Origin of the sequence: Streptomyces sp. APSN-46.1 (assembly GCF_022815725.1) — a bacterium.
Taxonomy (GTDB): Bacteria; Actinomycetota; Actinomycetes; order Streptomycetales; family Streptomycetaceae; genus Streptomyces.
In genome coordinates this window covers 1-11,022 of sequence record NZ_JALGRF010000017.1, presented here as the reverse complement: position 1 = coordinate 11,022, position 11,022 = coordinate 1, and the positions used below count along the sequence as shown (strand labels likewise).

At 71.9% G+C, this 11,022-nt stretch carries 10 protein-coding genes; 3 read left to right on the top strand and 7 right to left on the bottom strand.

From position 1 onward, the window contains the following. Positions 1-5 precede the first annotated feature (5 nt). Together MTF65_RS28925 and MTF65_RS28920 are read right to left on the bottom strand one after the other, a co-directional pair. The gene (locus MTF65_RS28925; RefSeq protein ID WP_243631948.1) at positions 6-1,043 is read right to left on the bottom strand and encodes an ABC transporter permease; all 1,038 of its coding nucleotides are present in this window, start codon (positions 1,041-1,043) and stop codon (positions 6-8) included. Then, complete coding sequence (locus tag MTF65_RS28920) at positions 1,040-2,050, bottom strand: sugar ABC transporter substrate-binding protein (protein WP_243631947.1); 1,011 nt, start codon at positions 2,048-2,050, stop codon at positions 1,040-1,042. The genes MTF65_RS28925 and MTF65_RS28920 overlap by 4 nt, the downstream gene beginning before the upstream one ends. Positions 2,051-2,267: 217 nt before the next feature. On the opposite strand from MTF65_RS28920, the gene MTF65_RS28915 reads away from it, so the two are divergent. Further along, positions 2,268-3,272, top strand: a complete 1,005-nt coding sequence (locus MTF65_RS28915) for a Gfo/Idh/MocA family oxidoreductase (RefSeq protein WP_243631946.1) — start codon at positions 2,268-2,270, stop codon at positions 3,270-3,272. Between the two features lie 33 nt (positions 3,273-3,305). On the opposite strand, the gene MTF65_RS28910 is transcribed toward MTF65_RS28915, so the two are convergent. The 3 genes from MTF65_RS28910 to MTF65_RS28900 all read right to left on the bottom strand — a co-directional run bounded on the left by MTF65_RS28910 (position 3,306) and on the right by MTF65_RS28900 (position 6,234). Beyond that, positions 3,306-4,502 (bottom strand): cytochrome P450, encoded by a 1,197-nt coding sequence (locus MTF65_RS28910; protein WP_243631945.1) that lies wholly within the window; start codon positions 4,500-4,502, stop codon positions 3,306-3,308. A 78-nt stretch (positions 4,503-4,580) separates the two neighbouring features. Continuing rightward, entirely contained in the window at positions 4,581-5,522 is a 942-nt protein-coding gene (locus MTF65_RS28905; protein WP_243631944.1) for a DMT family transporter, read from the bottom strand. A 94-nt stretch (positions 5,523-5,616) separates the two neighbouring features. Further along, complete coding sequence (locus tag MTF65_RS28900; protein WP_243631943.1) at positions 5,617-6,234, bottom strand: dihydrofolate reductase family protein; 618 nt, start codon at positions 6,232-6,234, stop codon at positions 5,617-5,619. 184 nt (positions 6,235-6,418) lie between these two features. Between MTF65_RS28900 and MTF65_RS28895 the strand changes: the two genes are divergently transcribed. After that, the gene (locus tag MTF65_RS28895; RefSeq protein ID WP_243631942.1) at positions 6,419-7,150 is read left to right on the top strand and encodes an SDR family oxidoreductase; all 732 of its coding nucleotides are present in this window, start codon (positions 6,419-6,421) and stop codon (positions 7,148-7,150) included. A 181-nt stretch (positions 7,151-7,331) separates the two neighbouring features. Here the strand turns inward: MTF65_RS28895 and alc are convergent, their stop codons facing one another. Both alc and allB read right to left on the bottom strand, forming a co-directional pair. Next, positions 7,332-8,444, bottom strand: a complete 1,113-nt coding sequence (alc, locus tag MTF65_RS28890) for an allantoicase (protein ID WP_243631941.1) — start codon at positions 8,442-8,444, stop codon at positions 7,332-7,334. A gap of 2 nt (positions 8,445-8,446) precedes the next feature. Further along, on the bottom strand, positions 8,447-9,781 hold the full coding sequence (allB, locus tag MTF65_RS28885) for an allantoinase AllB (protein WP_374207323.1): 1,335 nt from the start codon (positions 9,779-9,781) through the stop codon (positions 8,447-8,449). A 336-nt stretch (positions 9,782-10,117) separates the two neighbouring features. Here allB and MTF65_RS28880 point away from each other — a divergent pair, with 336 nt between their 5' ends. Next, the gene (locus MTF65_RS28880; RefSeq protein WP_243631939.1) at positions 10,118-10,921 is read left to right on the top strand and encodes an IclR family transcriptional regulator; all 804 of its coding nucleotides are present in this window, start codon (positions 10,118-10,120) and stop codon (positions 10,919-10,921) included. The last annotated feature ends 101 nt before the right edge of the window (positions 10,922-11,022 follow it).

Sequence of the window (11,022 nt, the reverse complement as noted above, 5' to 3'; positions counted from 1 at the left end):
GGTGCTCACTTCGCCTCCGCCCGCTTGCGCACCCAGGCGTTGAGCAGCGTGGCCAGCAGCAGCATCCCGCCGAGGAAGAACTTGAACCAGTCCGGGTTCCACTGGGCGTAGACGATGCCGTTGCTGGTCATGCCGAAGATGAAGGCTCCCACGGCCGAGCCGATGGCGGAGCCGTAGCCGCCGGTCATCAGACAGCCGCCGATGACGGCCGCGATGATGTAGAGGAACTCGTTGCCGACGCCCTCGCCGGACTGGACGACGTCGAAGGAGAACAGGATGTGCTGCCCGGAGATCCAGGCGCACAGGGCGACGCCCATGTAGAGGCCGATACGGGTCTTCACGACCGGGACGCCGGTCGCGCGGGCCGCGTCCGCCCCGCCGCCCACGGCGAAGATCCAGTTGCCGGCGCGGGTGCGCAGCAGGATCCAGGTGGCGACGGCGACCAGGGCCAGCCACCACAGGACGGTGACCTTGAGGGTGACCGAGCCGATGTTCCACTGCGAGGCGAAGAGGGACCGCGCGGAGGAGAAGCCCTCCATGTCGGCGATGGACTTGGTGGAGACCGAGCCGCTGATCAGCTTGGTGAACCCCAGGTTCAGGCCGGTCAGCATCAGGAAGGTGCCGAGCGTGATGATGAAGCTGGGCAGTTTGGTGCGGGTCAGCATGAACCCGTTGAAGAAGCCGATCGCCAGGGTGACCAGCAGGGACACCAGGACGCCGACCCAGACGTTGGCGGTCATCTGGTAGCTGACCATGGAGCTGAGCAGCGCCGAGCTGGTGACCATGACGCCGGCGGACAGGTCGAACTCGCCGCCGATCATCAGGAGGGCGACCGGGACCGCCATGATCCCGATGGTGGAGGCCGAGTAGAGGATCGTGCTGAGGCTGGAGGCCTGGAGGAAGGTGGGGGCGGCGAAGGAGAAGAAGACGAACACGGCGGCCGCGCCGACGACCGCGCCCAGCTCGGGGCGGCCGAGGAGGCGCCGCGGCAGTGAGGTGGGGGCGAGCCGCTCGTCCGCCGGGGCGAGGACGGGTGCGCTCATCGCCGGCCCCGCTTGATGAACTCCTCCAGCTTGGCCGCCTCGGCGCCGGTGACGATCTGCGGCCCCGTGAGCACCGGGCGGCCGCCGCCGAGGGTGTCGGCGTTGTAGCGGTAGAGCCAGAGCAGGTCCACGGCCTCGTAGCCCTGGAGGTAGGGCTGCTGGTCGACCGCGAAACCCAGGGCGCCGGACTTCAGGTCGCGGGCCACGGACTCGTTGAGGTCGAAGGTGTCCACCTCGGCCTTGCTGCCCGCCGCGTCCTTCGCCTTGATGGCGGTCGGGGCGAACGGGGCACCGAGGGTGACGATCGCGTCGATGGACGGGTCGGCCTGGAGCTTCGCCTGGATGGCCGCCTGGACCGAGGGCATGTTGGTGCCCTCGACGTACAGGTTCTCCATGGAGCCGCCGAAAGTCTTCTTCGCTCCGGCGCAGCGCTGCTCGTGGCCGACGTTGCCCTGCTCGTGCAGGACGCAGACGGCCTTCTTCCTGCCGCGCCCGGTCAGCTCGGTGCCGACGGCCTCGCCGGCGATCTGCTCGTCCTGGCCGATGTGAGTGAGGGCCCCGTACTCGGCGGACTGGGCGGATCCGGAGTTGACCGTGACCACCGGGATGCCGGCCTTGACGGCCTTGGCGATGACGTCCTTGAGGGCCTCGGGCTTGGCGAGGCTGACGATCAGCCCGTCCACCTTCTGGTCGATGGCGTTCTGCACGAACTGGGCCTGCTGCTGTGCCTGGTCGTCGTGGGAGTAGACGAAGTTGATGTTGTCCTTCGCCGAGGCCTCCTTGGCGCCCTTCTGCACGATGTCCCAGAAGGTGTCCCCATCGCCCGCGTGGGTGACCATCGCGAAGGTCCATTCCGGGGTGGACACGGCGGGCCGGCCCGCCTCGGCGGCCTTCGCCCGCTCCTCGGCGCGCTTGCCGCCCGTACTGCTGCATCCCGCGAGGGAGGCTCCCAGTACCGCCGCGAGCACGGCGCCGACGACGCGTACCCCTGTCCGAACCCTAGCCACGTCGCCGTGCCTTTCCCTCGTTGTACGTGCCACTGATATCAAAGCGGTCATTCCGGTTCCAGCCGCCCAGTATCCGCCACAGCGGACCAGGGGAGCTCATCGGGGCCAATACGTCCAACACGGCCAACACGGCCAACACGGCTACCCCGGCCAACACGGCCAACGTGGTGCAGCCGGGCAGATTGACAGGCCCGCCGGTCGGGGCCAGGTTGAGTGCATGCGCATCGGGCTCATCGGAACGGGCCGGATCGGCTCGTTCCACGCCGCGGCACTGGCCCGCAACCCGGAGGCGGGCTCGCTGCTGCTCGCCGACGCCGATCCGGCGCGGGCGGTGCGGCTCGCGGACCGGCTCGGGGCCACCGCCGCGCCCTCCGTGGACCAGATCTTCACCTGGGGCGTGGACGCGGTGGTCGTGTCCTGCTCCACCGAGGCCCACGCCGAGCTGGTCGTGCGGGCGGTACGGGGCGGGCTGCCGGTGTTCTGCGAGAAGCCCCTGGCCCCGGACCTGGCGCGGACCCTGGCCGTGGTGCGCGAGGTCGCCGCCGCCGACGGAGTGCTCCAGCTGGGCTTCATGCGCCGCTTCGACGCGGGCTACGGGACGGCGCGGGAGCTGGTCCGCTCGGGCGCGCTGGGGCGGCTGCACACCGTACGGACGATGACGGCCGATCCGGCTCCGCCGCCCGCCGCGTATCTGGCGACGTCCGGGGGGCTGTACCGGGACTGCCTGGTCCACGACTTCGACATGGTCCGGTGGGTGACCGGGCACGAGGTGGCGGAGGTGTACGCGGCCGGGTCGGACGCCGGTCCGCCGCGGTTCCGGGAGACCGGTGACATCGACACGGCCGCCGCCGTGCTCACGCTGGACGACGGGACCCTGGTGACCAGTACCGGTACGCGGTGCAACGGCGCCGGGTACGACGTGCGCATGGAGCTGGCCGGGGAGCTGGACCAGGTCTCCGCCGGGCTGGACGACCGTACGCCGATCGCCTCGACCGAACCGCAGGGCCCGCCCCCGGCGAGCAAGCCGTGGGCGGGTTTCCTGGAGCGGTTCGCCCCCGCCTACGGGGCGGAGCTGGCGGCCTTCGTCCGGCTGGTGCGCGGGGAGGGCCCCAACCCGTGCGACGGCCGGGAGGCCCTGGCGGCGTTCCGCGTGGCCGAGGCCTGCGAGCTGTCGCGGCGGGAGCGACGCCGGGTCCTGATGGAGGAACTGCCGGACCTGTGAGTCCGGCCTGCCGTTCATGGCCATCGGGTACGGCTACCAGCGCACCGGCAGCCGGGTCACGCCCCGGATCAGGCTGCCCCCGATCCAGGTCGGCGGACCCCCGGCCGGGTCCTCGGCCAGGTCCGGGAAGCGCTCCAGCAGGCCGCGGATCGCGATGCGCCCCTCCATCCGGGCGAGCGGGGCGCCGATGCAGAAGTGCAGTCCGTGCCCGAAGGCGAGGTGGCCCTGCGGGGCGCGCCGGATGTCGAAGGCTTCGGGGTTCTCGTACCGCTCGGGGTCGCGGTCCGCGCCGGCCAGCGAGACGAGGACGGTGGCTCCGGCCGGGATGGCGGTGCCTCCGAGCTCCATGTCCTCGCGGGCGTAGCGGTAGGTGGTGTTCTGCACCGGGCCGTCGTAGCGGAGCATCTCCTCGACCGCCCCGTCGAGCAGGCCGTCGTAGTCGGCGCGCAGGGCGGCCAGCTGGTCCGGGTGGGCGAGCAGGGCGCGCGTGCCGTTGGAGATGAGGTTGACGGTGGTCTCGTGGCCGGCGATCAGCAGCAGGAAGGCCATCCCGATCAGTTCTTTGGAGGACAGCGCGTCGCCGTCCTCGTCCCTGGTCCGGATGAGGGCGCTGAGCAGGTCCTCGCCGGGGGCCTTGGCCTTGGCCTCGACGAGCTCCGCGAGGTAGTCGCCGAGCTTCTGGTGCGCGGTGGTGCTCGGGGCGAGGGAGGTGGGCGCGAGTACCTCCTTGGACCAGTAGCTGAAGCGCTCGCGGTCCAGGTCGGGCACGCCGAGGAGTTCGCCGATGACGGTCATGGGCAGCGGAAACGCGAGGGCCTTGATCAGGTCGGCGGTGCGCTGCGGGCGGGCGGCCATCGCGTCGAGCAGTTCGTCGGTGATCTGCTGGACGCGGGGGCGCATGGCCTGGACGCGGCGGGTGGTGAACTCGCGGGCGACCAGGCGGCGCAGCCGGGTGTGCTGCGGCGGGTCGGTCTCCAGCATGTTGCTGTTGGCCACGGTGGCCGCCACGCCCGGCAGGACTCCGCTGCTGTTCCAGTCCTTCGACAGACCGGGGTGGCTGAGCGCCCGGCGGGCCTCTTCGTAGCCGACGACGAGCAAGGTGGGTGCGGCGTACTCGGCGGCCGAGACCTCGACGTGGTGCACCGGACCCGCCGCGCGCAGCCGGGCGTAGAAGGCGTAGGGGTCGGCGTGGAAGTCCGCGTCGTTCGCGCTGATGTCCGGTTGTGGCATGCGGCTACATTACGGCGGCGGTTCCGTGCTGGAACCGGCGTTTTCCGGTCACTCGTGCTCGTGCCGAGACCGCTCAGGTCATCCGGCCGCGGCGCGGCGGCCCCAGGCGGTGCCGCCGAGGACGAGCGCGGCGCCCGCGAAGCCGGCCGCGCCGAGGTGTTCGCCGCCGATGGCGATGCCGGCGGCGGCCGCCCAGAGGGGTTCGGTGCCGAGGAGGAGGCTGACGCGGGAGGGCGAGGTACGGCGTACGGCCCACGTCTGCACGAAGAAGGCGAACAGGGTGCAGAAGACGGAGAGGAAGGCGAGCCCGGCCCACTCGGCGGGTCCGAAACCGGCCGCGGCGGCCCAGGGGCTGTCGCCGGTGCCGGGCAGGGCGGCGAGTACGGCGAAGACGGCAAGGGCGCCGCCGAGTTGGACGGTGGTGAGGGAGAGGGAGTCGGCGTCCTGGACGGCCTTGATCCGGGCGGTCAGCAGCACGTTCAGGGTGCGGGCGAGGGCGGCGCCGAGGATGAGCAGGTCGCCGGAGCCGGGCGCGGTGAACCCGGCGCCCTGGGTGAGGAGTACGACGCCGGCGACGGAGACGGCGGCGGCGCCGAGGAACCCGGCGGAGGGCCGGGTCCGGCGCACGGCGGCCTCGGCGAGCGGGGTGAAGATCATGGTCAGGCTGATGATCAGCCCGGCGTTGGTGGCGGAGGTGTGGACGACCCCGTACGTCTCCAGGAGGAAGATCCCGCCGAGGACGAGGCCCAGCAGGGCGGCGCCGCGCAGCTGGGCGGCACGCAGCGCCCGCAACTGCTTCCACCCGGCGACGAGGAGGACGGGCAGAACGAGGCCGAACCGCAGCACGAGCACCGCGATGACGGTGTGCGCGGTGGTGACGCCCTTGGCGGCGAGGTAGCTGCCGCCCCAGACGACGGCGACGGCGAGGACGGGCAGATCGGCCCATGCGCCGCGCGGCGGGGCGGCGGGCGGGACAGCGGGCGGGACGGCGAGGGCGGTTGGCGTCACCGGGGTCTCCATCGGCGGAAGCGGGAGGTGGAGACATCGGCGGCTCGCACGTGTGCGGCCTCACCGTACCGGAGGACGATCTTGCCGGTCTTGCCGGTCTTGCCGGTCAGTCCGCGAAGCTGCCGAACGTGGCCCGGCCGGTCGGGCGGTACGTGTGGATGGCGATGCCGCTGGAGGTGGTGCGGTGGCCCGTCAGCTCGCAGGCCGTCGGCAGCCCGCCCGTCGGGAACAGCTTGCGCCCCGCGCCCAGGAACACCGGGAAGACCAGCAGGTTCAGCTCGTCGATGAGGTCCCGGGCCAGCAGCCACTGGGCCAGCTGCCCGCTGCCGTGCACCTGGAGTTCGCCGTCCATCGCGTCCTTGATCCGCACGATCTCGCTCTGGAGCTGCTCCCCGTCGATGACGGTGGCCGGGCCCCAGGACGGCTCCTTGAGGGTGGTCGAGGCGACGTACTTCGGCAGCCGGTTGAGCCCACCCGCGACCGGGTCGGCGGGGTCGTCGTGCTGCGGCCAGTACCCGGCGAAGATCTCGTACGTCCGGCGCCCGAGCAGAAACGCCTGGGTCCGGCTGTAGACCTCGGTGACGAACTCCCCCATCCCCTCGTCGGCGTACGGCACGACCCAGCCGCCGTACGCGAACCCGCCGCTGCGGTCCTCCTCCGGCCCGCCCGGGGCCTGCATCACACCGTCGAGGGTCAGGAAAGTGGTGAGGGTCAGCTTGCCCATGGCTCCGCGCTCCTTCTTGGCGATCGTGCCTGCACGGGTTCAGACTCCCGGGCCGGGCCGAACTCATCGGTGCGGCGCGCGCGAACGCGACGTCCGATTCCCGCCAGCGCCCCTGCACCGCCCCCGCTTTCATTGAACTCGCAACGATCTAAACGATCTGCCGGGGACAACGAGAGGAAACACCATGAACGGCACAGTGGCGTTGGTGACGGGCGGCAGCCGCGGCATCGGGGCGGCGACCGCCCTGCGGCTGGCGCAGGACGGGGTGGACGTCGCGATCACCTACGTCAACGACGCGCGGGCGGCGGCGGAGGTGGTCGGGAAGGTCGAGGCCCTCGGGCGCCGGGGCCTGGCCGTACGGGCGGACGCGGGCGTCCCGGCGGACGCCGCCCTGGCGGTGGAGGAGACCGTACGCGGCCTCGGGCGGATCGACGTCCTCGTCAACAACGCCGGGGTGGGCGTGCTCGGGCCGCTGGACGGGCTGGGGCTCTCGGACGTGGACCGGGTGCTGGCGGTCAACGTCCGGGGCGCGTTCCTGTCGGCGCAGGCCGCGGCCGGCCGGATGGGCCCCGGCGGCCGGATCGTCACCGTCGGCAGCTGCATCACCCAGCGGGTCCCCGGTCCCGGCGGCACCCTGTACGCGATGAGCAAGGCCGCGCTGAGCGGGCTGACCAAGGCCCTCGCCCGGGAGCTGGGCGGGCGCGGGATCACCGCGAACCTCGTCCACCCGGGCCCGGTGGACACCGACATGAACCCGGCCGACGGCCCCTACGCGGGCCCGCAGAGCGAGATGACGGCGCTCGGCCGCTTCGGCCGGCCGGAGGAGGTGGCGGCCATGGTGTCGTTCCTGGCGGGATCGGAGGCCGGCTACATCACGGGCGCCGAGTTCTCGGTGGACGGAGGCCACGCCGCGTAGCCCTCGCCGGGCGTGCGGGTGGGGTCCGGGGCGGCGCCCCGGGCCGGCCTCCGCCGGGAGCGGTGGTCACCGCATACGCCGAAGGGGCGCACCGTCGAGCGGTGCGCCCCTTCGGGCCGCGCGCCCCAGAGGTGTCGGCCCCGGGGGCCGGCAGTCTGCGGCGCGTGAGTGCGGGGGACCGTCAGCCGCCCAGCTCCTGGTGGCGGGCGGCGAGCGAGGCCGCGCCGGTCTCGGTCAGCGAGCCGAAGAGCCGAAGGCGCGAGAAGCCGCCGTCCGGGAAGATGTCGATCCGGACGTGCGTGCCGACCGCCGGGGCGTCCAGCACGAAGCGGTGGTTGGTGTCGGGCTGCAGGCGGGTGCGCGGCAGGAACTCGGTCCACTCGCCCGCCTCGCCCGTCTTGACGGACAGCGAGGCCCAGCCGGCCGAGTTGCCCTTGAGGTAGGCGGTGTCGATCTCGACGGCGCGGATCTCGGACTCGGCGACGAGCTGGTAGCGGATCCAGTCGTTGCCGTTGTCGCGGCGGCGGGCGGTCTCCCAGCCGTCGTCCATCTTGCGGGAGCGGCCCGGGTTGATGGTGTTGGTCGGCGGGGAGTAGAAGCGGTTGGACGCGTCCTCCACCGAGCCGCCGTTCTCCAGCGCGACGACATCGAACGAGCCGAGGGCGTCGAGCCACTTCGGGTCGGGCAGGACCTCGCCGTAGACGCGCAGGCGGGCAATGCCGCCGTCGGGGTGCTGGTTGACGCGCAGATGCGTGAACCGCTGCGGGGCGGTGACCTCGAAGCCGTTGGCCGCGTGGCCGCCGACGGGGGTGCGCGGGACGAGGGTCGTCCACTTCACGTCGTCGCCGAGGAGCTCCTCGGGCGTCGGGGCGCCCTCGACGGACGTGCCCTCGACGGAGACGGCCTGCGGCATGTTGCCGCGGAAGTGGGCGGTGTCGACGACGATGCCGCGGATGACGCCGGGGGCGCCCAGGCGTACGAGCGCCCAGTCGTGGTCCTCGGCGGTCGGCCAGGGCTGCGTGGCCGAGACGCCGCGGCGGCGGCGGGTCTCCCAGCCGTCCATGACCTTGCCCTTGTGGCCGAAGTGCTCGGGGTCGAAGTGCGCGGCCTCGGCGATGAGCAGGTTCTCGCGCTGGGCGAAGAACTCGTCGTTGGCGGCGATGACACCGGCACCCAGCTCACGGGCGGCGAGGTTCGCGTACTGGGTGAACGGGAACTCGGCCGTACGGTAGTCCGCGTACGGGTCGCCGCCTCCGTACGGGTTCGCGTTGCCGGTGAAGGATTCAATCGCCACTGTCAGTTCTGCCTTTCGAGGAGGAGGCCCGTGGGCTCGGTCGGGGTGCCGTGGTCGGCGATCTGCGTACCGCGCAGCCAGGTGGACTTCACGACGCCGTGCAGGGTCTTGCCCGCGTACGCCGTGACCTGGTTGCGGTGGTGGAGTTCGGCCGGATCCACAGTGAACGTTTCTTCAGGGGCCAGGACGGCGAAGTCGGCGTCGCGGCCCACCTCGATCGCGCCCTTCTGCGCCAGACCGGCCAGCGCGGCCGGGGCGGCGGACATCCAGCGGGCGACGTCTTCGAGGGTGCGGCCGCGCCGCTTCGCCTCGGTCCAGATCGCCGGAAGCCCCAGCTGCAGGGAGGAGATGCCGCCCCACGCGGTGGCGAAGTCGCCGGTCTTGAGGTCCGCGGTGGAGGGCGAGTGGTCGGACACGACGCAGTCGATCGTGCCGTCGGCGAGCGCGTCCCACAGGAGGTCCTGGTTCGCGGCCTCGCGGATGGGCGGGCAGCACTTGAACTCGGTGGCGCCGTCCGGGACTTCCTCGGCGGTCAGGGTGAGGAAGTGCGGGCAGGACTCGACGGTGATCCGTACGCCCTCGGCCTTGGCGGCGGCGATCAGCGGCAGCGCGTCGGAGGACGACAGGTGCAGGACGTGGACGCGGGCGTTCAGCCGCCTGGCCTGGTCGATCAGGTTCTGGATCGCGGTGTTCTCGGCGTCCTTGGGCCGGGAGGCCAGGAAGTCGGCGTACTTGGGGCCCGGATTCTGCGGCGCGGACTCCAGATGGTGCGGGTCCTCGGCGTGCACGATCATCAGGCCGCCGAAGCCGGTGATCTCGGCGAGGGAGGTGGCCAGCTGCTCCTGGTCGAGCTGGGGGAACTCGTCCACGCCCGACGGCGACAGGAAGCACTTGAAGCCGTAGACGCCGGCGTCGTGCAGCGGGCGCAGGTCCTTGACGTTGTCCGGCAGCGCGCCGCCCCAGAAGCCGATGTCCACGTGCGCCTTGGTACGGGCGACCTCCTGCTTGACGCGGAGGTGGTCGACCGTGGTGGTCGGCGGCAGGGAGTTGAGGGGCATGTCGAGGATCGTGGTGATGCCTCCGGCCGCGGCGGCGCGGGTGGCCGTCCAGAAGCCCTCCCACTCGGTGCGGCCCGGGTCGTTCACGTGGACGTGGGTGTCGACCAGGCCGGGGAGCAGGACGTCGTCGCCGAAGTCCTCCAGCCGGGCTCCGGCCGGTACCTCGGCCTCGTGGGCGAGCACGGCCGTGATCTTCCCGCCGGCGACGGCCACCGAAGCGGCGCGCGTCCCCTCGGGGGTGATGACGCGCGTCGAGCGCAGTACCAGTTCCACAGCCACGTCGGCCACCGGAACCTCCCCATCTACTTCCACAGAGCGAAATTCAACGTTCTGTTGACGGAGTCTTCACGCCGATCCGGGGCCAGTCAAGAGCGCCCGGACGGACCACTGACACGCACTCACCGCCATTGGATGTTTCCACGAGATGGAATTAAGATTTCACTATCCAGAATGTAGCTATCACCACCGGGGATCGGGAGGGTAACTTCCCCGGGATGTCCACCACCCGGACAGACCCCCTCTGACCGGCGGGGACGGCATCGCCCCGGCTCTAGGGCCGAAGCCGACCGACCGGTAGGCTGCTCCCTTGCCTGCCAGCACCGAAAGGACCGCGCCGTGCCGACGTCCAGCGCCAGCACCACCGACGCTTCCGCCAAGCCCACCGCCGCCAGCGGTGGTGTCCAGTCCCTTGAGCGCGCCTTCGATCTGCTCGAACGCATGGCCGACGCCGGGGGCGAAGTCGGCCTCAGCGAGCTCTCCGCCGCCAGCGGTCTGCCGCTGCCGACCATCCACCGCCTGATGCGCACCCTCGTGGCGTGCGGCTACGTCCGCCAGCAGCCCAACCGACGGTACTCCCTCGGCCCCCGCCTGATCCGCCTCGGCGAGTCGGCGTCGCGGCTGCTCGGCACCTGGGCCCGCCCCTACCTCGCCCGTCTGGTCGAGGAGACCGGCGAGACGGCGAACATGGCCCTGCTCGACGGGGACGAGATCGTCTACGTCGCCCAGGTGCCGTCCAAGCACTCCATGCGCATGTTCACCGAGGTCGGCCGCCGGGTGCTGCCGCACTCCACCGGTGTGGGCAAGGCGCTCCTGGCGTACACCCCGGCCGACGAGGTACGGGCGCTCCTGGCGCGCACCGGGATGCCGGCCGCGACGGAGAAGACCATCACCACGCCCGAGGGCTTCCTGGAGGCCCTGGAGCAGGTCCGCAAGGTGGGCTACGCGGTCGACGACAACGAGCAGGAAATAGGAGTCCGCTGCCTCGCCGTCTCGGTGCCGAACTCGCCGACCGCCGCCGCGATCTCCATCTCGGGCCCGGCGGGCCGCGTGACCGAGGCCCTGACCGACTCGATCGTCCCGATCCTCCAGGGCGTCGCGGCCGAACTCTCGGTGGCCCTCCAGAGCCAAACCCCGGCGTAGCCCGACCGAAATCCAGCCTCGCCGGCCACATCCAGCCTCGCCGGCGTTTGAGGCGCGGGTCCGGGCGGAGCCCGGTGCCCGGCGGAGCCGGGGTTCGGGGG